This is a genomic window from Calorimonas adulescens, from assembly GCF_008274215.1.
Classification (GTDB): Bacteria; Bacillota; Thermoanaerobacteria; order Thermoanaerobacterales; family UBA4877; genus Calorimonas; species Calorimonas adulescens.
In genome coordinates, this window is record NZ_VTPS01000007.1 from 95,661 (window position 1) to 120,950 (window position 25,290).

At 40.3% G+C, this 25,290-nt stretch carries 24 protein-coding genes, 4 tRNA genes, 1 rRNA gene and 1 pseudogene; 3 read left to right on the forward strand and 27 right to left on the reverse strand.

The features are described 5' to 3' along the window. Positions 1-158 precede the first annotated feature (158 nt). Positions 159-767 carry a TetR/AcrR family transcriptional regulator gene (locus tag FWJ32_RS06025; protein WP_162523533.1) on the forward strand — a complete coding sequence of 203 codons (609 nt, stop codon included), beginning with the start codon at positions 159-161 and terminating at the stop codon, positions 765-767. Between the two features lie 541 nt (positions 768-1,308). Here FWJ32_RS06025 and FWJ32_RS06030 read toward each other — a convergent pair. From FWJ32_RS06030 to FWJ32_RS06075, 11 genes are all read right to left on the reverse strand, one after another. Then, entirely contained in the window at positions 1,309-2,145 is an 837-nt protein-coding gene (locus FWJ32_RS06030) for a carbohydrate ABC transporter permease (protein WP_149545068.1), read from the reverse strand. A 24-nt stretch (positions 2,146-2,169) separates the two neighbouring features. Beyond that, the gene (locus FWJ32_RS06035; RefSeq protein WP_238988809.1) at positions 2,170-3,078 is read right to left on the reverse strand and encodes a carbohydrate ABC transporter permease; all 909 of its coding nucleotides are present in this window, start codon (positions 3,076-3,078) and stop codon (positions 2,170-2,172) included. A 90-nt stretch (positions 3,079-3,168) separates the two neighbouring features. Further along, positions 3,169-4,473 (reverse strand): ABC transporter substrate-binding protein, encoded by a 1,305-nt coding sequence (locus FWJ32_RS06040; protein WP_149545070.1) that lies wholly within the window; start codon positions 4,471-4,473, stop codon positions 3,169-3,171. An 87-nt stretch (positions 4,474-4,560) separates the two neighbouring features. After that, a complete protein-coding gene (locus FWJ32_RS06045; RefSeq protein WP_203227598.1) occupies positions 4,561-6,156 on the reverse strand; it encodes a response regulator in 1,596 nt (531 codons plus the stop codon). Next, positions 6,156-7,871 carry a sensor histidine kinase gene (locus FWJ32_RS06050; RefSeq protein ID WP_162523534.1) on the reverse strand — a complete coding sequence of 572 codons (1,716 nt, stop codon included), beginning with the start codon at positions 7,869-7,871 and terminating at the stop codon, positions 6,156-6,158. Before FWJ32_RS06050 ends, FWJ32_RS06045 begins: the two co-directional genes overlap by 1 nt. Before the next feature lie 39 nt (positions 7,872-7,910). Further along, on the reverse strand, positions 7,911-8,564 hold the full coding sequence (gene pgmB, locus FWJ32_RS06055; RefSeq protein WP_149545073.1) for a beta-phosphoglucomutase: 654 nt from the start codon (positions 8,562-8,564) through the stop codon (positions 7,911-7,913). Beyond that, a complete protein-coding gene (locus tag FWJ32_RS06060; RefSeq protein ID WP_149545074.1) occupies positions 8,551-10,869 on the reverse strand; it encodes a glycoside hydrolase family 65 protein in 2,319 nt (772 codons plus the stop codon). Before FWJ32_RS06060 ends, pgmB begins: the two co-directional genes overlap by 14 nt. Before the next feature lie 692 nt (positions 10,870-11,561). Beyond that, the gene (locus tag FWJ32_RS13750) at positions 11,562-11,816 is read right to left on the reverse strand and encodes a hypothetical protein (RefSeq protein ID WP_203227599.1); all 255 of its coding nucleotides are present in this window, start codon (positions 11,814-11,816) and stop codon (positions 11,562-11,564) included. Next, positions 11,797-12,132, reverse strand: a complete 336-nt coding sequence (locus FWJ32_RS13455; RefSeq protein ID WP_203227600.1) for a hypothetical protein — start codon at positions 12,130-12,132, stop codon at positions 11,797-11,799. Before FWJ32_RS13455 ends, FWJ32_RS13750 begins: the two co-directional genes overlap by 20 nt. Before the next feature lie 266 nt (positions 12,133-12,398). After that, entirely contained in the window at positions 12,399-13,091 is a 693-nt protein-coding gene (locus tag FWJ32_RS06070; protein WP_149545075.1) for a SurA N-terminal domain-containing protein, read from the reverse strand. A 128-nt stretch (positions 13,092-13,219) separates the two neighbouring features. After that, positions 13,220-13,411, reverse strand: coding sequence for a hypothetical protein (locus FWJ32_RS06075; RefSeq protein WP_149545076.1), 192 nt, complete (start codon positions 13,409-13,411; stop codon positions 13,220-13,222). A 94-nt stretch (positions 13,412-13,505) separates the two neighbouring features. Between FWJ32_RS06075 and FWJ32_RS06080 the strand changes: the two genes are divergently transcribed. After that, positions 13,506-13,814, forward strand: a complete 309-nt coding sequence (locus tag FWJ32_RS06080; RefSeq protein ID WP_162523535.1) for a hypothetical protein — start codon at positions 13,506-13,508, stop codon at positions 13,812-13,814. 110 nt (positions 13,815-13,924) lie between these two features. On the opposite strand, the gene FWJ32_RS06085 is transcribed toward FWJ32_RS06080, so the two are convergent. The 6 genes from FWJ32_RS06085 to FWJ32_RS06105 form a co-directional block, all read right to left on the reverse strand. Beyond that, complete coding sequence (locus tag FWJ32_RS06085) at positions 13,925-14,473, reverse strand: hypothetical protein (protein ID WP_149545078.1); 549 nt, start codon at positions 14,471-14,473, stop codon at positions 13,925-13,927. A gap of 382 nt (positions 14,474-14,855) precedes the next feature. Next, positions 14,856-15,590, reverse strand: a complete 735-nt coding sequence (locus tag FWJ32_RS06090) for a copper amine oxidase N-terminal domain-containing protein (protein WP_149545079.1) — start codon at positions 15,588-15,590, stop codon at positions 14,856-14,858. Between the two features lie 15 nt (positions 15,591-15,605). After that, positions 15,606-16,286 (reverse strand): hypothetical protein, encoded by a 681-nt coding sequence (locus FWJ32_RS06095; protein WP_162523536.1) that lies wholly within the window; start codon positions 16,284-16,286, stop codon positions 15,606-15,608. 70 nt (positions 16,287-16,356) lie between these two features. Further along, a complete protein-coding gene (locus FWJ32_RS13305; protein WP_162523537.1) occupies positions 16,357-16,617 on the reverse strand; it encodes a hypothetical protein in 261 nt (86 codons plus the stop codon). Positions 16,618-17,436: 819 nt separating this feature from the next. Beyond that, entirely contained in the window at positions 17,437-18,714 is a 1,278-nt protein-coding gene (locus FWJ32_RS06100) for an NAD(P)/FAD-dependent oxidoreductase (RefSeq protein WP_149545081.1), read from the reverse strand. Then, complete coding sequence (locus tag FWJ32_RS06105) at positions 18,711-20,519, reverse strand: FAD-dependent oxidoreductase (RefSeq protein ID WP_149545082.1); 1,809 nt, start codon at positions 20,517-20,519, stop codon at positions 18,711-18,713. The genes FWJ32_RS06100 and FWJ32_RS06105 overlap by 4 nt, the downstream gene beginning before the upstream one ends. Positions 20,520-20,906: 387 nt before the next feature. Between FWJ32_RS06105 and FWJ32_RS06110 the strand changes: the two genes are divergently transcribed. After that, positions 20,907-21,449 (forward strand): TetR/AcrR family transcriptional regulator, encoded by a 543-nt coding sequence (locus FWJ32_RS06110; protein WP_149545083.1) that lies wholly within the window; start codon positions 20,907-20,909, stop codon positions 21,447-21,449. Between the two features lie 284 nt (positions 21,450-21,733). Here FWJ32_RS06110 and FWJ32_RS06115 read toward each other — a convergent pair. The 10 genes and pseudogenes from FWJ32_RS06115 to rrf all read right to left on the reverse strand — a co-directional run. Then, a pseudogene (locus tag FWJ32_RS06115) lies at positions 21,734-22,042 on the reverse strand (UPF0236 family transposase-like protein); the annotation flags it as partial. Next, positions 22,033-22,242: a hypothetical protein gene (locus tag FWJ32_RS06120; protein WP_149545084.1), complete on the reverse strand. Its 210-nt coding sequence runs from the start codon at positions 22,240-22,242 to the stop codon at positions 22,033-22,035. The pseudogene FWJ32_RS06115 and the gene FWJ32_RS06120, both read right to left, overlap by 10 nt. Then, on the reverse strand, positions 22,239-22,475 hold the full coding sequence (locus FWJ32_RS06125; protein ID WP_149545085.1) for a hypothetical protein: 237 nt from the start codon (positions 22,473-22,475) through the stop codon (positions 22,239-22,241). Before FWJ32_RS06125 ends, FWJ32_RS06120 begins: the two co-directional genes overlap by 4 nt. Positions 22,476-22,509: 34 nt before the next feature. Beyond that, positions 22,510-23,175, reverse strand: coding sequence for a DUF3307 domain-containing protein (locus tag FWJ32_RS06130; protein WP_149545086.1), 666 nt, complete (start codon positions 23,173-23,175; stop codon positions 22,510-22,512). Further along, positions 23,172-23,807: a SatD family protein gene (locus FWJ32_RS06135; RefSeq protein WP_149545087.1), complete on the reverse strand. Its 636-nt coding sequence runs from the start codon at positions 23,805-23,807 to the stop codon at positions 23,172-23,174. Before FWJ32_RS06135 ends, FWJ32_RS06130 begins: the two co-directional genes overlap by 4 nt. A 919-nt stretch (positions 23,808-24,726) precedes the next feature. Then, a tRNA-Thr gene (locus FWJ32_RS06140) sits at positions 24,727-24,802 on the reverse strand. A 10-nt stretch (positions 24,803-24,812) separates the two neighbouring features. Then, positions 24,813-24,888, reverse strand: a tRNA-Phe gene (locus tag FWJ32_RS06145). Positions 24,889-24,913: 25 nt separating this feature from the next. Then, positions 24,914-24,991, reverse strand: a tRNA-Asp gene (locus tag FWJ32_RS06150). Positions 24,992-25,019: 28 nt separating this feature from the next. Continuing rightward, positions 25,020-25,095 (reverse strand) — tRNA-Ile (locus tag FWJ32_RS06155). 15 nt (positions 25,096-25,110) lie between these two features. Next, positions 25,111-25,256 (reverse strand): 5S ribosomal RNA (gene rrf, locus FWJ32_RS06160). Between the last annotated feature and the right edge of the window lie 34 nt (positions 25,257-25,290).

The following is a 25,290-nucleotide window of genomic DNA, read 5'->3' on the forward strand; positions in this document are numbered from 1 at the left end:
AAATTATTTATACCTTAGTATAATATAAATATAGCACACACCATCTTCTATGTAAATATACCCAACTAGAAAATATAAGGGTAGTAAAACCTAAATAGCGTTGAAAATTGCACTAATTATGTTATATTAGTTACAGAACAGCAATGGAGGCATTTAAGATGAGTATGAATGAAATTACAACATCTGAAAGAATTATCGATTGTGCCCTTGAACTATTCAAACAGAGGGGTTTTGATAATGTAACCATAAATGATATTTGTAATGCAGTTAATATAACAAAGAGGACATTTTATTATCATTTTAAATCAAAAGATGATTTGTTGGGAAAATTCTACACAAAGGTGTATGATTTAAACAAGCAGAGCATTTCACGCTTGCTTTCTGCATCCAATTTCTGGGAGCAAATATGGATTATAGTTGGTGACTATGTGGATTATACTATTCAATACGGTCATGAAATCTTAAAGCAGGTGTTCAAGGCAAATTTAAATGAAAACAAAGGAACTTTTTCTTTAGAAGATGCCTTAGTACAGCAATTGTTGCTTCCAATAATTAAAAAAGCTCAAGAGGCTGGCCATGTCCGCAACCAATCCTCGCCTGAAAGCCTATATGAAGCCACTTGCCATATTGTAATTGGAATCGCAGTAATGTGGTGCATACATAATGGCGGTTTTGATGAGAAGTCTATTATACTAAGTAATTTAGAAGCACTCTTCGATGTGCCGCCTGAATTCAGTCTGATTAATACAACACATGGAAAAAAGTAAAAACACAGGACCTTCAAATCAAATCGAATAATTCAAACCAAAAAGCTCTTATATATTTGACATTGTGTTTATTTTTACATCTATGTATTCAGTGAAAATTACGATATATTTCATCATGCGGGCGTAAAATCCTAATAATCAGATGTTGTCAACAATCGAGTAGGCGGGGCTTCGCAGCCCCAACCTTTTACACTCTTACAAAGCCACCTGATAAACGTGACGTAATTCTTCACATCTTGCCGCACAAATGGGAAACAGTTTTGGCATCAGATGCAGTCTACCTCTCACCTAAAATACACACCAATAATAAAACAAGACTACTTTTGATCTTGTTTTATGTGCCCACAAATAACTATTTTCTGCGGTTTTTTAACCAACAAGACTTAAGACCACTTTTTTGGTATAGGAGACATATATTTTTTATCCAGTCACTCAGAAAAGCAGGCAATATCCTATATCTAACATAACCTATTTTCAACTCGCAATCAACTGGCAATCAAAAAGGATTGAGGCATATTGGCCTCAACCTGAAATTGAATTATCATCCCTTTATTGCTCCTGCTGTAAGTCCGGATATTATTCTTCTCTGGAATATAAGCACCATTATTATCAAGGGTATTGTCACCACTACAGATGCTGCCGCCATGTCACCCCATGGTAGCTCATGTTCACCGGGAAACATGGCAATGGCTACAGGTACGGTCCTCATTGCATCTTTGGTGTTAAAGACCAGCGCAAATAGAAATTCATTCCATGCCGATATAAAAGAGAGGATTGCAGTGGTAAATACCCCTGGTGCAGCTAAAGGAAATATTATCCTTATAAAGGTCTGCATGTATGTGGCACCATCTACCCTTGCTGATTCCTCCAGTTCAAAGGGTATCTCCTTGAAAAATGTGGTAAGGTTCCATATTGCCAAGGGCAATGTAAATGTGGTATAGGGTATTATAAGCCCTATATAGGTATTTAAAAGATGTATGTTCATCATGAATATATAAAGGGGGCTGACTATGGCTATACCGGGAAACATGGACACGGCAAGCACCAATGAGAGTATAATATTTTTACCCTTAAAGCGGAGCCTGGCCAGGGCATAGGCTGCAAAAGATGCTACAAAGACACTGAATACTGTGGTGCTTAAGGCTACAATAAAACTGTTTTTTATATACGTCAGAAACGGCCTCTTAATAAATACGGAATAGTAGTGATCCAGGTTTATTTTCTTTGGAATCCATACGGGCGGAATGCTCCACAGTTCGCTCTCACTTTTAATAGATGTCAATATCTGCCAGATAAACGGAAAAAGTATGAGAACCATTACCGTTATCACCATGATATAAAACATAATGCCTGATATACTAACCCTTTTATTTCTCATGCCGAACTCATTCCTCTTTTCAATTTAATCCTCCTTGCCGCCTGAGCTTAATATCCTGATGTATATCAGGCTTATAATAAAAATAAAGATAAATATTAAAACCGCCAGGGTAGAGCCCATGCCAAAGTCCATATTCCTGAAGAGGGTCTTATATGCATATACACTGAGGGTCTCTGTAGAGTTACCCGGTCCTCCGCCTGTAAGAACATATATCAGATCAAACACTCTAAAAGCATCCAGCGTTCTGAAAATAAGCGCCACCAAAATGGTAGGCCTTAAAAGAGGCAATGTGATCGTTGTGAATTGCCTCCAGGGTGATGCTCCGTCTACCGTGGCAGCTTCATAGAGTTCCTTCGGAATTACCTGGAGACCTGCCAGAAGCAGCAGAGCCATAAAAGGTGTGGTCTTCCACACGTCTGCTGCAATAGCTGCGCCCATGGCTGTAGCCTCACTTCCCAGCCATGCTTTATATTCGGGTATTATATGCAGTTTGACCAGTATATCATTCAGCACACCCAACTGGTCATTGTATATGAACTTCCACATCATTGCCGACACGGTTGTTGGTATGGCCCACGGCACAAGAGCAGCAGCTCTCATAAGGCCCCTGCCTTTGTATTCCTTATTCATCAACATAGCTATGCCCAGGCCAAAGACCAGTTCCAGTGCCACAGAAATTACCGTAAATTCTACGGTATTTATAGTGGCATTGATGAACCTGTCGTCATTAAAAATGGTGATATAATTCTGAAGCCCTATAAATTTCGTCATGTCCGGAAACTGGAGCCTAAGCCTATGAAGGCTCAGCCAGAATGTCTGTACCACAGGATATAATGCAATAAGACCGATGCAGAGAAGTGCAGGCATCACCATAAGATAGCCGAACTGTGATTCAGTCATGCTCCGTTTATGGGCTTTATTTGTTGTATTCATAAAATCAATCATTCCCTTCAAAAAGCAGAAAGTAACTATATCATTTAAGCAGGGACTCCGGTACAAAGCCGGAGCCCTCTTTACTTAATTTTATTTACCCATAATTGACTTAATATCTTTCTCTACATTGGATATGGCTTCTTCAGCAGTAATATTTCCGGTGAGTGTCTTATGGAAGTTTATCTGCATTGAGTCGGAAATCTGGGGATAGAAAGGTGATACGGGACGCGGCCTGGCCGATATAAATGCGCTATAAAGGTCTTTATAGAACGGGTTTTTGGCCAATACTTCTTCATCCTCATATACAGCCTTTCTGGTCGGCAGGTTCCCGCCCACGAGGGCAGTTGTCTTCTGTCCCCCTTCACTGCACATGAACTCTATGAACTTATATGCCTCATCAGGATGTTTGGAATACTTGCTCACTGCCAGATTCCATCCGCCCAATGTCGGTGCACCGGCCTGGCCTTGCGGACCATGCGGCAAAGGTGCAATGCCTACCTTACCCTTTACCGGTGAATCATCTCCATTGAGTACAGCCCATGCATAGGGCCAGTTCCTCATAAACAGTGCGTCACCCTGCTGGAATACGTTCCTTGCGTCCTCTTCCATATATGTGGTAACACCCTCAGGAGCTATCTTCTCATCAACCAATCTAATCATTTCTTTAAGCCCTTCCACCGCCCGGGGAGAGTTTATAACAACATTACCGCTGCTGTCCAGGACATCCCCGCCATTTCCGTGTATAAACTCAAGCGCATCGCATACAAGCCCTTCATACTGATTGCCTTGGAAGACTATACCATACTTTATGCCGTTTTTACCGATGTTCTCTTTGGACATCTCTATGAGTTCCTCCCAGGTCTCCGGAGGAGTCGTTATTATGTCCTTTCTGTAGTACAGCACACCGGCATCGGTATATTCCGGAAGTGCATAGATCTCACCGTTATATGTAACAGCCTCGATGGGCCCTGACAGGAATTTCTCCCTTTCGCTTGCAGGAAATTTATCGCCCAGAGGCAAAAGCCATCCAGCACTGGCAAACTCAGCAGTCCATATGACATCCATTGCAATAACATCTATACTTGAATCCTGTGCCTGCAGTGCTGTCACATATGCATTGTGCTGGTCATCGGTGGACCAGGGCATCTCCTGGAAATCCACTTTAATATTTGGGTTTTGCTCTTCAAACTCCTTTATAAGCATCTGAGTCCTCTCTGATGTGTCTTTTCCTGCCCTGTATACGATTGTTACAGGCTCTTGTGTCTGCTCGGGCTGAGTACTTTCTCCCGGCTGATTGGTATCACTGCTGCTCTGCTGCCCTCCGCCGCAGCCGGCAGTAAGTCCTGCTATAAGCAGTGCGACAAGCAAAATCGAAAGAAATCTAAACCCTCTCATGGTTATCCCCCTTTCTATTATTCATCTTAAGTGTAACATCCGCTATAAAATAAAAAAACGGCAAGATACCACAATAAGGTGTAAAATTTATCTCTGTGCAGCCTCTCTAAATTCAGCCGGGGTATAACCTGTTATCTTCTTAAATACCTTGCTGAAATACTTAGGGTCAGAGTACCCGACCTCCAGGGAAACAGTATATATTTTTATCCTTTTGTCCATAAGGAGCCTTTTGGCCTTCTCCACCCTGTACCTGGTCAAAAAGTCTGTAAAGTTCTCTCCGGTAACCTGCTTGAAGACAAAGCTCAGGTAATTGGGTGTGTAGTGCAGAATGTCGGCAATAGAGTTCAGGTTCAGGTTTTGGTCGCCAAACCTCTCTTCAGTAATCCTGTATATCTCATCTACTATATCCCTGTTCCTCGAATTCTTCCTGATTTCAATATACTCCATGGTTGTAATAAGCATGTCATTTAACCATACCTTCAGTTCTTCCAGGGTATGCATGCCGTTTACTTCACGCCATGGATCGGAGTCTTTAAAAAGTATGTCGGGGTTCTCGTTAATCTCATAGATTACCCGCGAAAGGGTCACAATTATCTCAAATATCCATCTCTTGGCTATAGAAATAGGAACCATAGACTCGGTTATGCGTTTAAACACCATATCAATACCCTGTATAACATTTTCCTTTTTCCCCATTTTAATAAAGGGCAATAGGGACTCCGTAAACTCATATATATCCTGATATATGCTGTCTCCCGAAGGTTCCATGTCTCTTAAATAAATGGTTGAACCCTTTCCCAGATAAAACCTGTAGCCCACTGCATTTACAGCCTGCTCGCAGGACTTGTGTATTCTTGCTATGGTATTTACTATATTTCCCACACCCATAGTTACATTAAATCCTCTTGAAGCGAGAAATTCATGGAGATGATTTCCTATCCGCTCCCATATCTCCTCTGTGGGTTTAAGCTCTTTATACCCATTTATTATAACCATTTGAATGTTATCCTGCTGCTCTGCAACAAAACCATTGAGCTTCAAGTCGTTTAAGAAGTCATCTATCTCACGCCTCAGTTTAAACATCCTTATTTGCTTATCCTCTTCACCTATGTCATCAATATCCTCCGGCAGCACGGCTATACAGAAGCTATAAGCATCATCAATATGAATATTAAGATATTCGGCCCTCTCCTTCATTTGCCGGTTCCAGCCTCCCTTAAGGAGTACATTTAAAAACCTTTCACGCAGTTCAGGCATGGAATCCCTTAAAAGCTCTCTTATCCTTTGATTTTCCTCTTTTTTGATAAGTTCATTCTCCCTGTCTTTCTTTGCCCTTAAAACAGTATCTATAAGCAGATTTGGGTCAGCCGGTTTTAAAAGGTAGTCAAAAGCCCCAAGGCTTACAGCCTTTCTGGCGTAGTCAAAGTTATCATAAGCTGTGAGTATCACTACCTTTATACCATTATCCAACTCCTTAACCCTTTTGATTAAATCCAACCCGTCCATACCGGGCATCCTGATATCGGCAATCAACACATCTATATTAAGCTCCTTAGTCATTTCATAGGCACTGAGCCCATCCTCCGCTGTGTATACCTCCGTAAATCCCTTTGTTTTCCATGGTATACTGTTAGCTATCCCATTCCTTACTAAAGGCTCGTCGTCTGCTATTAAGAGTCTCATCATATCACCTCGCCTGGTAAAAGTACAGTCACATTTGTACCTTCTCCGGGCTTACTTTCAAACAGCAGCCCATATGCTTCTCCGTATTTTAACCTTATCCTTTCTCTTACATTGCGTATACCTATACCCTCTTCTTTTTCAGTGGTACTCATGCCTACGCCGTCATCCTTTATCACAATCTTTATAAATTTCCCTTCGAACATACCTTTAATGCTGATACGGCCAGGCCCCTTTTTGGGTTCAATACCATGTATTATGGCATTTTCGACCAAAGGCTGCAGTATAAACTTAGGCACCTTTTCCTCCATTATCTCGTCCTGAAAATCCAAAGTATAATCAAACTTATCTCCATACCTTATCCTCTGGATATTGAGGTAGCTCTCAATGCATTTTAATTCATCTTTCAGCAGAACATCCTCACTTCCGCTTAAGGAATACCTCATAACCTTGGCAAGAGATGTAACCATGAGGCTTATGTCCTTTGCATTATAGCTCATGGCCATCCAGTTTATAGAATCCAATACATTGTATAGAAAGTGAGGATTTATCTGGGCCTGCAGTGCGGCCAGCTCAGCCTCTTTACGTCTGTAATTGGTTTCATATACCTCTCTTATAAGAGAATTTATCCTTTCGATCATGGAGTTAAAACCGTGCCCCAATGTACTTATCTCATCATTGGATTTAAGGTCAACTCTTACATCCAAATCACCGCTCTCCACATTTTTCATGGCTGCTATAAGGACATTCATGGGTCGTGTAACCCCTACTGAAATCAGATACGCAAATATAGCGGCAAGAAGAATACACAGAAGGCCTACAAACATAGTGTAGTTTTTTATCACCTGTGCCCTCCCGCCTATTTCATTATAAGGTACTATTCCGATTAATTTCCATCCAGTTGATTCAACGGTATTGAACAGAACTATCTTTCGAACGCCGTTCTCTGTCATGAGAAAGTTCCCGCTATCTCTGTCAAAAACCCTCTTTACATATTCAACTCCATCCAAATTTTTGCCCAGCATATCAGGATCATTGTGAAACAGGATATTGTTATTTCTGTCCACCAGAAACACATGACCTGTCTTGCCCAAAACTATGTCCCCAAGTATGTTCCTTAAGGTTGATATACCTATATCCACAGACGCAACGGCCAGCGGTTTATTATGGTTTTTAACCGATTTTATCAGCTTTACCGCTGAAATAACAGGTTCATATACAAAGTAGTCCCTGTGGGGCCCCCTCCAGTAGATGTTGCCTCCCAACTTTACTGCCTCTTTATACCATTCGCTGTCTTTTACCAGACTGTTGTTGAATATATAACCCCCTCCGCTGATGTCAGGATAAAACTCCTTATTTATGGCAAATACCTCAAAACTCCTATACCTCATATTAAACCCACCCGGATAGCTTATCGACCTGTTTATATTTACAGCCTCCTGCGCCTGTTCCAATGGCCCAGATGTCAAATCGTTATCAAGGCTCTGCTGCAACTCTCTGTTCATAGATATGGAAAAAAGTATATCGTTGGTCTCGTTTATAATACTGGTTACGTTCTTATTTGCCTGAGACAGGGTCTGGGTTATAGAGGTTATAGAACCCTCATCAATAATCCTTGATACCCACCATGCAGACAAGAAGCCGACTGCCGTTAAGGACGGAACAATCAATATAATAAAATAAATAAACACCTTACGGGCAAGCTTTGAACTCCTCACCTTATCCTTCCCTTCTAAAGGCAGCTTCAAAACTACTGCCTATGGCAGCAAAATGGAAATTATCCTGTCTGTATCCCTCAGGTCCCTCAAAACCAAATCGGCTTTGTAAAGTGTATCAGGTTTACCTATGCCTATGGCGTACATGCCAGCTTTTTTAATGGCCTCTATACCTGCCTGCGAATCTTCCACACCTATGCACTTTTTAGGAGGTATGCCAAGGCCCTTTGAAGCATTTAAAAATATCTCAGGGTCCGGTTTGCCGTTCTTTATCCGATCGGTATCTACTATATATTGGAAATAATCAATGATTCCCAATCTCTCCAATACCGTACAGGCATTCCTACTGGCCGAAGCCACAGCTTTTTTTACCCCCAGCTCATTCAGCCTTTGAAAGAGTTCAGATACACCGGGTAAAAGGTCCATAGGTGTAATCTTTGATATCATCTCCTTATAATACAGGTTCTTCCTATCTGCCAAAAACTGTTTTCCCTCATCGGAAATCTCTATATCATTCTCATTCAATATGATATTCAAAGACTCCATCCTGCCTATACCCTTAAGCTTTTCATTTATTATCTCATCAAAGTAACAGCCGATCTCTTCACATAATCTCTTCCATGCTGCGTAGTGAAATCTCGCTGTATCGGTCAGCACACCGTCCAGGTCGAAAATCATGCCTTCATACCTTAACATCTTTATACTCCTTTACTATATCCTCAGCTGGTTTAAGCAAAAGTTTCTCATCATAATGATAAACTGTCAGAGGATTGCCGTCTATAAGGGTATACTTTACAATGTTCCTGTTTATGTCTACCATTATAGATCTTTCCCGATACCTTACCTTGAAGCACAGTCTGGACCAGTCCTTATACAATACAGGCTTGAAGTGAACCCCGTCCTCATAAACCCTGAAACCCCCCGCTCCCATCGTCAAAGCCATCCATGCCCCACCCATATTAGCGGCATGAATCCCGTCCTTTGTGTTGCCATTGACATCATCCAGGTCCATCCTGACCGAATTTTTCAGAAAATCATAAGCCTCATCAAAATACCCCGACTCTCTTGCCATAATGCTGAATATAGATGGTGAGAGTGATGAATCATGTGTTGTTATGGGTGCATAAAAGTCATAGTTTTTCTTTATATCCTCTCCCTTAAAGTATTCACTAAGGAGAAACATCATTAAAAGCACGTCCGGTTGTTTACAGAGCTGATACCTGTATATATCCAGATAATGCCTGTGAAGAAGCAGAGGAAGTTCATCCTTTATCTTATTAACCTCCACCCTCTTTTTATATAAAAAGCCGTCATCCTGGGGTATGATCCCTGACTCATCATTCGGTAGGTACATATCACAGGCGGCTTTTTCCCAAAGTATAATCTCATCTTCACTTATCCTTATCTTCTCTTTTAAAGTCCTATACTCCTCAGGTTTTTCTTCCATCAACCACTTTGCCACAGACACGGCATATTCAAAATTCATTTTTGCCATATAATTGGTATAGGCATTGTTGTCCACCAGTGCAGTATATTCATCGGGTCCTGTAACACAGTTTATACAAAATTTTCCGCCTTTTGCCGGTATGAAATCACCTATGCTCATCCAGAACCTGGCTGTCTCAAAAATAATTTCAGCACCCATATCAATGAGAAACTGTCTATCGCCTGTAGCCATTACATAGGATTTAATTGCATAGGTTATATCGGCGTCTATGTGGTATTGAGCGGTACCTGCAGGGAAATAGGCAGAGCATTCAGGTCCTGTAATGGTTCGCCATGGATATAGGGCACCTTTATGGCCCAGCTCTGTAGCTCTTTCCCTTGCTGCATCAAGTAGATTATACCTGAACTTCAAGATGAGCTTTGCATAATCAGGATTGGTGTAAAGAAAAAACGGAAATATATAAATATCCGAATCCCAGAAATAATGACCTCCGTAGCCTTCACCTGTCAGCCCTTTTGCAGCAATATTTGTTTTACCGTCTCTACCCAGCGACTGCAAAAGAGAAAACATACAGAATCTTATCCCCTGCTGAATAGCATCATCGCCCTCAATCATAATATCTGATCTTTTCCAGAACTCATCGAGAAACTGTCTTTGCTCCTTCTCTATAACGGCCAGGCCATCCTCCATAGACTGTTTTAACTCTTTTTCGGCCAGGCCCTTTAGATTTTCCTCAGTTGCGTCCATGCTTGTATAACATGTTATATATTTAACAATAGTGAACTCCTCACCTTTCTTAATTTTAGCAGTAAACCTGTGTTCCAACACATCCAGGTAAAAGCAGCCCTCCATATCTGCCTCAAAGTTTGTCTCATGTTTTGCACCACACAAAAGATAAAGGCCGCTGTTTGTTGTTTTCTGCTCTATCCAGCCTCCGTCTTTCCAGATGCCATGCCCCACAGTACTCATAGTCCTCCCCTTAAGCCCGGACCCAACCCTCATGTCGTCAGATACTTCTGTATTCCCCATGGCGCCATCTATTTTAGATATAAATTCAATTTCCATATCACCATTTAAAGGTTTAACAGTACATGATACCACAGCCACATGGTGTCTCTTAAATGATATCAGCCTCTTTATATCTATCTCTACCATGTCGCCATTAGGTGACTCCCACAAAACCTTTCTTTCAAGAAATCCGTTCCTCATATCCAGAATCCTTTGGTATGAATGGACTCTTCCCGAAAACATATTAAACTCACAGCCGTTTATGACGGGTTCTATTATCTTTGCATCAGGTACATTAAGCATGGCCTGGCCTCTCCTGGCAAACCCATATCCATCCTCCGGATAGGATATCTTGTACTCGTCATAAAACCCATTTATGTACGTGGCATTAAAAGAATTGTCCGGAGGCCCAAAATATCCCTCTTCAAAACTTCCTCTCATGCCCATGTATCCGTTTCCTAGTGAAAATATGGTTTCTGCTTGGAGGTTCCTCCATACCTCATAGTTTGTTTCTCTTATTTTCCAACTGTCATATGTAATATCCATTTCTCTCACCCCTAACCTTGGTTGTATATACTCTTTGAGTTAAATATGATTCAAGTATATAAAAACCTATAGCAGGGATGATAGTGAGCATCGCATGCAACCTTAAAGTGAGTCCATGATACTCTTAATGAGTGACAAATGGAGCCGGGGCATTTGGCATGGACGCCGAATAAAGGTACACCCGGCGGAATGTAGCACAAATTATTAGAGTATCAAGACGAATGATCAAGTTCATGGATGCCACTATCATCCGAAAATAACTTTACTACGCAAGAATAAAATGTGTTGTAACATGGAGGCTATATCCCCTTGTAATTTATTGTATCTCCAAAATAAGGTCAACACAATCAGACAAAACCAATATAAGGTGTCATTTTTATCAAAAAGCTGCTGAAAATAAATATCAGCAGCTTTCAGATTGAAGGTAAATCCCACTTTCTGTTCGTAAAAGATAGCGTAAAATTTTATTAACTCATTTAGCAGGAAAAATCAGTCCTGATGTAGAAATAAGACCTCACCATCCTACAATCCGGATGAGTATAAAACTCAAGGAAGGTGAGGTCTTATGAAATTAATTCTACTTGTCCTTAAGAAATTCCTTCTTGTATCACAAAAAATATTTGATCTATTAAATTGATCTATTAAATGGAAAGTACACATACCCGGAATTTGAAGCAGAGCTTAAAGAACTTTTAAATGAACTCGGACGTGAAAGTTGTGCCCACTCCCTGCGTCCTCATCACGATCCTGTCAAATGGAGAAAGGTCGTTTATTCTTCTGGCTGTTATCTTCTTTACATCCATGCAGACACAACTCAATGCTATAATGAGCGTATCCAGAACAAAACCAGGGTTTATCCCAGTACCCAGCGCAGTTACCTTATGTGTCTTAGCAAGCTCATCGATCTTTGCAGATATCTCAGGCTCGCTATACTGCGGATATGCCATCCCCTCGGCAATAGTTATAACATTTTTGCCGCTTTTTCACTATCTTTTCTATCTGCGGATATACCTCTTTTACAAACGAAGATGTGGCAAGGAGGACTATGTCAGCACCCCTCTTGAGTATTTCATCAGCATCATTGGATACAAGTACCCCAGTAAGCCTGCCCATGTTTAGAACCTCTCCCAGGTCCTTGCCATTCTTTTCCGACCTTGAAGCAATAGCCCCAACAATCTGAAAACCTTTTTTCTCCAGTATCATCTTAGTCATACCGCCGCTCATGGCACCCGGGCCCCATATAATTACCTTAATATCTTCCATATCTATCTCTCCTTTTAATTTAGATTTGTACATAATTCTATAAGCAAACTTCGTGCCATGCCGCCATACAGCTAATTCGCAGCTTCACAGGGTACAGCATGTGCAAAATATTTTGCATATACTTATCTGTTTTGATCCTATCTTTCTATTTTCATAATAATTGTCAAATTTTGTGCAAGTTTTTTCGCGTCATTGTTACATATAAAATTCCAGGCTTGTGTGTGCCTGAATTTTTATATCTGATACTTACAGAAGTTATGGTATATTTAATTTATTATCTCCACTTTATACTTGCTCTTTAGTTTGTCTATATAACTCTTCATATAAGAATCGATATACTCAGTGTCAATCCTTTTTTCCGCCGGAATACTCGATAATATCTCCTTCCTTAATTTGCCTATGGCAAGTGCCTTCTGATATTCCGGCACAAGTGGCTGCCAGTATTCATCCTCGGTCATACCCATACCTTTTATAAATTCCTTCAGGTTGTCGTAAGCCGCTATCATCTCATCCCTATTTGGTGTGTCTATTTCACCGTCCACGATTTTTTGTATCGTCTCTCTTGTCTGGTCTGCATATTTTTGTGCTTCTTCCATGCTCACTTCATAACCCTTACTCTTTGCCTCCTGATATAGTAACTCATCGTCAATCATTTTCTGCAGGGCACTGTCAGCATCCCATGACGGTTTTGGTGGCACTGGTACACCTTTATTTTTAGTTTCATCTGCCGTCTTCTGATATTGCACTTCCTGCAGGTCGTATAACACCATCATTTGATCCACATCATTTTTTGTTATTTCCACATTCCCTACCCTTGCAACAACTTCTGTGCTTTTATTTTGTGAGATTTCCTTTACCTTCTGTCCTGTGTACAACCATTCATTAATACCCCAAACAGCAACCGCTGTTATAAGCACCACTGCAATTACTATCATAAATACGATTGTTTTTCTCTTCACAGTAAACACCTCCTTAATAATTTGTTACATCAAAAAAGTGAAAAATGTTTGATGTATCTGGAGCATATACTTCTATATTACCTAAAGGCATATTTGCCCCTTCCTCAGCAGTCCCACCCAACGTTGATTTACTTACCATCATGGTTCTCCCTGTTCCCAAAGAGGTCTATTATACCAACTTGAATGGCTTTGATTACGCACATGAAGATGGTATCATCTGGTAACTTCTTTTTTATGGTGCTGCTTGATATAAAAAGTTCATCGCATATTTTTGTTCTCTCACAGCCACGTGCTTTCATGCTCAGTATCTCTTTGGTCATGAGGATCACTCCCTTTATAAAACAAATGATGGAGGAAAGACCTGGTCAGCTTTGGTCAGATGTAAAAGGAAATATCAATCAGGTTTACAGCAGAGTGCTCACCGGAATAGGATTTGCCAATGATAAGATAGGATTTTTGTGCTTCCGCTATGAGTCTGCTGATTTTACACCAGCTATATGCCGGACACAAGACGGCTGGATAACCTGGAAAAAGGTATCTATCACATTACCATCAAAATTTGACGGCTACGGAATCACACCGCTGTCTCCTGCCTTTGATGGTTTACATGATACATTGCCATTGTTGTTATATAGAGAGGATGGTACAAATTTTATTATTTATTTGACCAGCAATGATTATGGTAAAACATGGACCTATGATGAAACATCACAATCATCCTGACCATAATTTAAGGACGGCTATGTATAAACATATAGCCGTCCTTAAACCAATATATAACTAGTCACCCTGCTCAATCTTAATAATATGCATGGTTATACTATCTGTAGCATTTAATAATTTGTAATCTCACCATGATAATTAATTCTGTAATTAAATGTCCCGGCTGATAGACCGTTAAAATAAAGTTTTAGAGTGCCGGTGTTTCCGCTTTTACTTGTAGTATAGGTAAAGTCGTGAGCGAGCTCTCCTGTAATCTCAGCAGTAATGCTGCTGATTTCACTCCATTTATCCACTTCAGAATACCAGCCAGTCACTGTCGAATATACTGTAGCTATTAGAACCCCATCCCTATCATAAACCTTATGGCTAAATGTCACCGACGCCTGCTTCTCAGGTACTGAACCAGGACCATCCACACCTTCAAGCCCCACTTCTACAGGCTCGCTTTCTATAACATAATCATTTTCCTGTTCAACAGGGGTTGTTACAATTATTAAACCCAAATCTGTATTTACATCTATCGTCGCATTAACTGGTTTGTTCACTATTTTCGAAAAATCATCTGCATTGGAGTTAACATCTTGAGCAAACACATTCATTGGCAATGCCACAAACAACAGCATGCTGCACAGGCACAAGCTCAGCAATTTTCTGTTCATCGTTATTTCCTTCTTTTAAATAAATTTTTATTAACGTCATTTACCAATTCTCTAATCAAAGTATGAATTACTTTTGCATTTCATTGTCTATAGCCCATTGGAATCATCTCCCAAATTTCATCTTTATTTAAGCATATCACTATTAGTCTATATTGTAAAGAGCCGCAAAGGCCCAACTTTTTAGCCATATTTAGTTCAATATTATAAGTATAACTATAATATGGTGGCCCTGTAGGGTCCAAACTATGCATTTACCTTATTATGGTATGCAAGAGTACGGACCTACCTGAGTATGTTCCCAAAGGGATCTATTATACCAACTTGAATGGCTTTGATTGTGCACATGAAGTCATATATTGTTTAGGTACTATATATCAAATTTTTAATGTGATAGTGCCCACGGGTCGTATTTTATTTGATGACCGTAGACAATATTCTTCAGATATTTACTGTCTATATTACGTTGTCCAGTCACATAGTATCCTTGGTTGTGATTTGCCTCATTATTTACAAACCCTACAATGTAGGATATTACAAAAACATCATAAACTCCTTCAGGGTCTCCTTGTGAATGCCTCCACATCCTGACTGCAAATTCGAATATGGGCTCATCTTTTGAGCCTCCTATTACTCTCGCATCAAGTATCTCGTATTTGGGTATATAGTCCCCCGGTGCACCAGTCCCCTCTACATGCTCCCCCGGTGCACCAGTTGACTCATCAGTAATAGGGTATACATAACTACTATATGGTGGGAGACCAACAGTAATATAACTCCCTGTATATGTTGCAAGATATAGGTTTAATATGCCCAATGCTTTGGTAAAACCTGTATCTCTATCACTATAGTTGCCTTCGAATGGGAATGGGTCATCCCATATATTTTCAGGAGTAATTATGCCTACTGTAGATGTTTTTGGATCCCAGTCTACTGCGCTTCCCGTAGCTTCTGCTGCAGCCCTCACAGGTACAAGTAGGCGGTTGTTTACCATACGCGGCTGCACATCAGTCTTTATCTCTTTGCCGTTTAAGGTAAGCTTGATAGAAGCTGATGCAAATGCTGCCCCTGCCATGAATGTAAGAACCAGTGTCAGTACAATAGCAATTTTCTTCTTCACGCTAATTACCCCCCCTTATATGGTTGAGCACAGTATGCCTATCCCGAGGCTTGAACCACCTGCATGCATTATTTGCAGCGGCACGTTTATACTCGAGTTTGCTGGCACGTTTTTGTCTGTTACATTGGCTACCTGATACGGGTCTGTATCAGAACCACCTGTATTTATTTTGGGGATACCGTATGTGGTCCCGTCTACCTTAATCGCACCTCCATAAATTCCGCCTCTTGGACATATCCTTATGCGAACAGTCTTCTGTGCGCTTGTATTGTTTGTAAGCTTCAATGTTATTTTATATGTTGCTCCAAAGTGACCAGTGTTTGCCAATGCATTAGATGAGTCATAACTTGCGGATTTTGTGAAGACTATATCATTTGCACCGTTTGATATGAGCCACATCTTATCTCCAGTTCCGACAGTGTAGCTTATATCTTCTCCCTGCACTTCCGACCATGACCAGCTTCCTCGGGTATCACCAGACGCAGGAACTGGCGCACTTTGATTTACTCTTAAATTGGCCGATGGATCAGTGCTGGCTACAACCCTTACTCTATATACCATATTCTGTCCCGAAGTACTGCTTATGTCAAAGTCCATTATGCATCCGCGTACATAATTATTGGTAAGAGTATATTCCTTTATCTCCCCTACACTGTTCGGATTGATTGTAGAATCGAGTGGGCTTGTGCTGTCCATTGTACCACCAAGACAAGCCTTCGCTAAACATATACCGTCATTTGTTATATAATCACCGTTTACAATAACCTCATTTCCCAGCTGCCATTTCAGGTTTTTTACCTGTATTGTTCTGCGTCCATATGAATACCCTATACGACACACTTGTGCCTGATGCTGAGTCATGCCATAATGTAATTATTTTATTTGAGCCAAAGGTGGTTGAATCTAATTTTTCAGGACTGTCAGAAACTAACAGCCTCCGCACACCGCTCCCGGTGCCACTTATTTGGGGAGGATTTGTTGGTACAGTCATAGTGCCGATACTCAAATTTCCTTGAGTACATGACATACAAAACATCTCCTTAGAAAATTAATATTTGCTTCATTCGTATTGATGCCAATTCAACTTTCAAATTGACCATCTCCCTATATAATCTATACTTGTATTATAGTACTTAATGGACAAAAGAAATATTAAAATTATGTTACAAAAAAAGTTAAATTTAATTAAGAAATATGGAAGAGTATGTAATGGAATTTGGAATAATTTTATAGACCGGGTGAAATTACCCCGGTCTATTAATATATGGATGCTTTTTTCCATGCTGAGATTTGGTAAAAATATTAAGTGGTTTATAACATCACCCATGCCTATAATATAATTTAATATTCACGATACTGAGGGTGCAAAAATACTGTGACGCAAAACCTTAGAAATGTAATTAAAAATAGGCTGCCTTATAGCGATTATAAAATCACCTATAAAGACAGCCTATCTACGGAAGTCCCTTACTTCATAAGTAAATTATAGCATGAATTGCGCAAAACACATCAAAAAGTTTACGAACGCAAAAATTTTGATAAAAATTATGAAACGGAAATTCTAAATTCCACACTTATCAAAGCAACTTTTAAGTCAAATGCTACCAATTCCGTGATGAGAGGAATTCTTGATGTCCGAACAAAGGCCAGCAGTATACCTACAATCTGAGGCTTATCAGTTCACCTGCCGTGAATCAATGTCTCCCCTCCGTAAGGAAAAACCTATGCTCATTAATAAATAAGGATTTCCTGGCATTGTAACTTCCGGCAATACAGCCATGAGAAAAGTCCAATGCTCGGAAATCCTTTATATATCTAAATTTTAATTCTTATTATTTTTCTAAAGTTACTGTGACAAACGTGCACCAGCTGCAGGCGGTGTCGGCATTTCCTTGCCTAAGACCTGAGTAACAAACTTATACATTACTTCAGTGTAAGAGGGTATACCTGGGAAAGTCTTTGCAAATTCATTCATTTTGTTGACGTTATCGATATTGAAATGGACAAGTTCTCGGAATGTACTGTAGAATTTGTATTGTGGGTTCAACCTGTCGGACACGATCTTGTGGAAGCGTGCAAAGGATTCCTCCGAATCGTCGCCAGTAGTAAAGATATCATCCAATACTGCAGCAGCAATTTTACCTGAAATCATGCCGGCCGGTATTCCGTAGAAATGTGCACATTCAGGCTGCGAGCACGCGTCACCAATCACTAATGCACCGTGAGCATAGTTTTTCTGAACTTCAGTGCAGCCCACCAGGCGCCAGCCTTTAAGTTCATCAACAAGCTTTGCGCCTTTGAAGAAGCGCTGACCATTTTTTGAGTAATTGACATACCAGTTAAATATTTCCTCAAGCGACATATCAAGTGCTTCAATAGTTTCGATCGGTATAACCATGCCAAGTGTACCGCAACCCGGCTTATCATGCGCAGAAATCCAGCCGAAGGACATTGTCTTGCGGGCTTTTTCGTAGTTCGGGATACTTTCTGGCAAATAGAACTGTAAAACTGTACCTGGTTTTAGTTCAGGAGGAAGATTCGTGAAGTAACCGCGAGCAGCGAACATAGACAGAGAAGGATCTTCGTTGAAGATACCCAATTGTCGCGCTAGCATGGAGTGAGAACCATTGGCAATTACCACTGCATCTGCTTCATATTCCACAAAATGGTTGCGCAAATAACCTCTTATGCCACAGACTCTGCCACGTTTAATGATTAACTCCGTTACGTTAAAATTTTCTATAAACTCGGCTCCAGCTCTTACAGCAGCACGTCGTACAATATCATCACCGATTCTACGGGGAACGATCAACATTTCACCTTTCGATTCATCTTTTTCACCATTTTCATGAGTACCTAACCTATAAGTGACGACTTCCTCGTTAGGGCTTGCAAGTATAAAATATTCTCCACCGCTTACAGTATTTTGAGCTTTCATTTCCTCATAAATGCCCATATCATCGAATATAGGTTTTAAAGAAGGAAGCCATCCATCTCCACATACTTTGTCGCGCGGCCATGTTTCTTTGTCTACCAGTAAAACATCAAGACCTCTCTTGGCACAATAGAAAGCAGCCGATGAACCAGCAGGGCCTGCGCCCACGACTATGACCTGTCTTTTCATGCTTTTTCAACTCCTTCCGATTTGGCAACTAGAGTAATCACATCGCCCTTCGGGCAAAGTTTAGCACAGATACCACACCCTATGCATTTTTCAGGATCAACGGCCTCAAAGCCGCAGCCTAGACAGCTGTCAGTCTCAGTGTATGCTTCTTGATCGTTAAATGTTTGTTCCACTTCTTTAAATGTGTTTAGACGTTCTTCTAATGGCAATTTGGGAGTAGTGGGGCGAACTATCTTGCGGAAATTATATGGGAACAGCTTTTCATAAACATCTGCGCATACCAAACGTGAGGCGCTGTCGTCAACCGGATCTTTTAGCCTACGGCCGCGAAGCCTGGCATCAACCTCTAATGCGGTCTTTCGACCGGAAGCCATGGCGTCAATTACAGAGCATTTGTTAGAATGAATATCGCCAGCATAAAATACACCATCTTCAGCAATATCATCCCACAAAGTATCGTATCCTTGCCCAATAGCAACTACTACCCAGTCAGCTTTGATCCAAATCTTATCGTTCAGATCAGTTTCTACGATAAACTGGCCTTGTTCATCTTTTTTTAATGATAATACTTTGTTGAACTCAACGCCTGTAAGCGTAGGATACAAATCCGAGGTAAATCGTGTAGGACTATATCCTTCTATAATTTCGATACCCTCTTCTCGCGCTTCTTCCAGTTCCCAAGGATGCGCTGGGATTTCATTACCACACTCCAGGCAGACGACGGTGACTTTGGAAGCTCCTACACGAAGCGCCGTACGAGCAACATCTATCGCAACGCTTCCGCCACCTATGATAACAGCCTCACCACCATCGAATTTGAATAGCTGCCCCAGATGGCGACGAAGTCTTTGCCTGCTGTTTACTTGCTCCATAAAGTTTATCGCAGTCATGATGCCTGCAAGACGCCAACCCTCGATAAACAACTCTTTGGATTTAGGTCTCCCTGTAGCAACAATAATTGCGTCATATTCAGACTTTAGTTCCTCAACGGAGTATTTATTTATCTTTTGATTGAGACGAATGTCCAAACCAGCTCCTTGCAGTTTTGCTATATCTTTTAGAACTACCTCTCTTGGCAAGCGAAATTCAGGGATACAGCGTACCAACATACCACCTGGCTTATCTGAAGCTTCGAAGACGGTTACGCCATAACCAGCGAGAGCTAGATAATGAGCTGCAGTAAGGCCAGCTGGGCCTGCGCCGATTACAGCTATCTCCTCCTCGTATTTTCGCACATACTTTGGCGGCTTGTAGTCCGTTTTCTCGCTCAGATATCGTTTTATTTCCCGGATCTTAATAGGCTTATCCACTAAGATACCGCGCTTGCAACCTTCTTCACAAGGATGGTGGCAAACACGTCCGCAAACTGCAGGTAGTGGGTTTTTAGACCAAACAAGTTCATAGGCAGCGTCATAGTTACCAGATTTGGTCAAAGCCAGGTAGCCTTGGGGACTGATTCCAAGAGGGCACTTTGTTGTACATGATGTCTCTGTTGGCAAAGATTTCATCTTACGAACTGAGATGCCTGGAATTTCAGTGCACGTTGGGCATACATGGCAGATTTGGCGTTGGTTTTCCACGATGGCATCTACTGGACAATTTTCTCGACAAGTACCACAGTTGATACATTTACTGGAGTCAATTTTAGCAACTACCTTGTCTGGTAGCGCAATTTCCTTTTTAAGGGTACTGCCGAGAATCTTTATAGGTGCTTTAGTTTTGGCTTTCCCACCTGATTTGAGTGTTTTTTCCAATTCGCTGATACCGCCAATTTCCGCAATAGGCCCTGAACCTCCTGTTGACATAAAACATACCTCCTAAAATAATTTTATGTTGCTATATATAACAAACGAATAATACTATTTAGTTATTTTTTTATCAACTTTATAGTACTATATTCTGTTTTCTTTTACGATTCACTTCTTTATAATTTTGTGATAATTTGATTCACAGATTCTTTATAATGTAAACAATAATTGAAAATCTTAGTTAGATGAGGTATAATAAAGAAAAAAATGGGTCCAAAACCTCTAATTCGTATCAGGGAACGCAAAAAACAGAGGAATTTGACCCTATGGGGGATAACGACCTTCGGGCAATGTATCCTTCTTTATTCACCATAACCACTAAAACACTGTCGAATTATTAAAAATCGTTTGTTTAATTTTGAAAAGTAGAGAGTGTTATTTTTTATGCAAGAGAAAATCATTAAAGCTATGTCAAAATTACTGCTGACAAAAGCCTACAGACATATCACCGTTAACATGATATGCGAAGAAGCTTATATAAGCAGACGAACATTTTATAACTACTTCAATAATAAAGATCACTTAGTAGAATATATGGTAGAAAAAGATTTTATGGAGAATGCCTTCCCCCTGTTCTCATACCATCTTGGGGTTTCAGGCTGTCAGTCTTTTTTTGCCTATATAAAAAGGAATAAAACATTTTATCAACGCATATTTGAATATGACGAGGGCACATTCTTAACGAAATGTCTTGTAAATGCATACAACAAAGCAATTGATTTAGTAGAATTTTATTCTATTCCGGCTCGAAAAAATGAAAATAAAGTCAATCCAATGATTTATCGGCTTTATAGCAGTTATGGAATTGCCTCAGTGGTAGTTTATTGGATAAAAAATGGCATGAAGGATGATGTTGAAGATATTGCTAAAGACCTTTATCTGATGATGGAAAAACCATTGAGTTATGTAAGAGACCATTGTTTGTAATCTTTTGAGTGTAACTATTCCAGTGCATATTGCTGTTTCGGGAAAAAATACACATATTTTGGGCTAATGCACTTTATTAGCTATTAAATCTCGTTCGATTTATAATAATAATATAATAATATATATATATATATATAGTAGGCGTAGGCGTTTGCGAAACGCCAAAACCCTTATATGATATTACATAAATAGCTTTCTGGGGTAGGTATTTTCCCTGATTAGATCGCGTCAAGTATTTTTTTATTAAAGACTCCACCATAATGAATTATTGTAGGAAAATGTTTGGGGCCTCTTGATAGCCTTTCTGATAGTATGTGACTTACATGGCTTTCTGCACTGCAGCCTGTTATTTCACCTTGATAGTCTTTGTATGTACATATGCCATCCCGGTTATTATTAATATATATCAGGCATTTGTTTATTGGGTCATTGGGTCCATCCGTCTTTAACTCTTCATGTTTTTGAATGAGTATTTCATTTACTTTTTCTCTGTCTTTTTTAAGTATGGCTCTCCATAGGTCTCTTTTTGATTTTTTGTTATTCTTAAGAGCCGCTGTTATGTACTTTTGTAGATGGAAAAGGTCTAGTACATATTTTCCCTATTCTTTTTATCTTCATATATCTTTTTTTCCATCTCATTTATCACTTCTGTACATATCTCACGGCCGAGTTCATTTAAAAGTTCTTTAAGCTCCGCTTCAAATTCCGGGTACGTGTACTTTCCATTTAATAGATCAAATATTTTTTGTGATACAAGAAGAAATTTCTTAAGGACAAGTAGAATTAATTTCATAAGATCTCACCTTCCTTGAGTTTTATACTCATCCTAAAAAATCCAATGAAGTTTCCTGATTCATCTATTACGGAGCGAAATTGATTTTTTCGTTTTTCTGCATTTGTCATACCCCATTGTTGTAGTACAGCAGTTTCCCAATCTGGACAATTGTATACAGCGTACTCATTTTCATAATTCCATAAGCACATCTCTCTGGCATTGGATTCGGTAAACTCGTTTATTTTGAGCATTAATATCACTTCTCCCAACATACTTAATATAATATCATAGCATCATAATTTTGCCAGCGGCCAGGCCGCCTATAAGTGCTATGAGCACGGACAGCATTGTACCCACGAGATAATATTCAGCAAACTCCTTATCGTCCAGCTCTTTAAATCTGGCAATTGACTTTGCTGCTATTACAAAGCCTATGGCTGTAAATTCTCCCATTGCCGAGAGTATAATGATTATACTCCTTTCGAGTATGCCTATTATCTTCCCTGCGTGGTTAATTGAGTATCTCTGTGAATCAAAATTTACCATATCCAATATATGCCTTATAAGCAGGGCACCTCCAAAAACTGCATAGATATATATAATGGCAACGTCCAGATAAGCCATTCTATAAAGTGTGATTGAAAAGAAAAGAGATATTATGTATATGCTGAATATATGTATGCACTGGTCTATTATGAGCGAATAAGCATTGTCTTTTTTTATTAGCATATACCTGATGTAGTCGATAAGTATGTGTATCAATGCAATTATGAGTGCAGAAAATATGAGTCTCCATGATAAAAATGGTATGGTAACAATGAAATTAAAAGCCAGGATTATCAAAAAATGCGCTAAATAGCCGAAACTGTTGCCCTTCTTCTTTAAAGTAACCAAAGAGGACGTTTGAAATATATAGTCACCGAGACCATGGGCAAGCAAAAATAGGTTCAATCTTCTTCCCTCCCAACAGCGCCAAGAAGCCTTGACATATGCTCCTCTCCCTCTTTAACGGCATTCCAAAGGGCAGCCTTGCATCTTTTTGCCACGTTCTGAGCTGCCACCCCCAGCATCTCTCCGGCAGCCTTGTATGTACCACACCTCTCATATGCATAGACAGCCTCCCATTGAGGCATCGTCCATTTTGCCTCTATGGCATTTATTAATGTATATATCACATTGGCCGTAGCATCTACCTCCGGATTTCCTGATATGACATAAGTACATGGCATCTTCCTGTCCTTAATAGTATCCAATGCATTTCTTGCACGATGGAATGCCTGGCCGTCCATATCCCATGAGTTTTCATAATCAATAGGCTCATCTATATGACCTATGCCTATACCTATCCTCAACCTGGCCGGGAGGAAAAAATACCTTAAATTTCTGACCACTGTCGGGATATCCTCTGCATTTACTATAACACCCTGGATTTCATCCCCACGAGATATGGAAAACCCGGTCAGGATGTATTGAGTCATCATCTGATTGTACTTTTTTGCAGATGTATTGAAGCTTTCCTTAGTGTAGCCTTCTGAAAATAGTTTTTTAGAACCTATGACGTCTGCTGTTACCACGGCATGCATAGTATCCCTCCTGCGGGTTATTCCCAATATTCCACCTTATAAAGGGTGATATATGTACTTTCATCCTTCTGTGGGTGATGTAATTATTGTATTCAAAAATTTCTTCAATGTCAAATGAAGGAATACGCTAAGATGAAATAAATGACAAAAGCTCTATATCACCGGACTCTCTTCAATCTGCCTATGATGAAGATGCCACATATATAAACAAGGCAGGTAAGGGACACAGCGGCTATTCAATGGAGATAACAGAGACCTGCTCTAAGGATAATCCATTTCAGCTCATTACAGACTACAGCGTAAACAAAAATACATTCAGCGATGTAAATTGTCAATTCTCAAATTAAATCTTCAAAATTCCTCAAATTACTATGGCACTTTTAAGAGGAATAACCATATTTTTTCTCAAATTATCATGGCTCAGTTTTGGATCCTTTTCACTTTAAGTTAGCATTGCAGTTAAATTATGGCAATATCTGTTATTGTCATTTAAGAAAGTTTGATATAAAATGAGAGCAGTAGGGGTTACTACTCTCATATGTTGATTTCATTTTGTGCCTGGTATATTGCTTCTTCATCTATCTCTTTTTGTTTTTTGGAATATGCACATAATAATTCGCCTTCACCCCGTATACCTGCCGCATTCACTACACAGTCCCTTGGCAGCGCTATATTTCGTTTTGTGATACAAACTCATCCAAACTGTATAACCTTATATGCGGTTCGTGTTCCTCAATCTGTGGCTTTACCTACAGTTTCCTTCAGATTCTGCCTCACAATAGGCACCCTTGCTGTTCAGCTAATGGTCGCCGCTGCTATCCATATAGCAGACTTTCACTGCCGAGCTATCGCCTATGCCGGGTGCACATCAAAAAGGGTATGTACCATACGATACATACCCTGAAACCTGCTATTTCATTGGAGCTGATGGAGGGATTTGAACCCTCGACCTGCTGATTACGAATCAGCTGCTCTGCCGGCTGAGCTACATCAGCTTATGTTAAATGGTGCCTCGAAGTGGAATCGAACCACTGACACGGGGATTTTCAGTCCCCTGCTCTACCATCTGAGCTATCGAGGCAAAACAATTAATTTCAAATGCAAAATGGCGACCCGGAAGGGATTCGAACCCTCGACCTCTAGCGTGACAGGCTAGCGTTCTAAACCAACTGAACTACCGGGCCACTTATAAGTGGTATTGTATTAATCTATTGGTGGGCCTTCAGGGACTCGAACCCCGGACCAATCGGTTATGAGCCGACCGCTCTACCAACTGAGCTAAAGGCCCCTATGTATATATAAAGTCTGGCAGCGACCTACTCTCCCCTTGCGAGTACCATCGGCGCTGGAGGGCTTAACTGTCACCCCAAAAAGCAAGCTTCTTGGGGGACCCCGAAGGACTGTGTTCGGAATGGGAACAGGTGTTTCCCCTCCGCTATGGCCACCAGACCAAATTTCGGACGGTTGTTTTTACTTTGCCTCT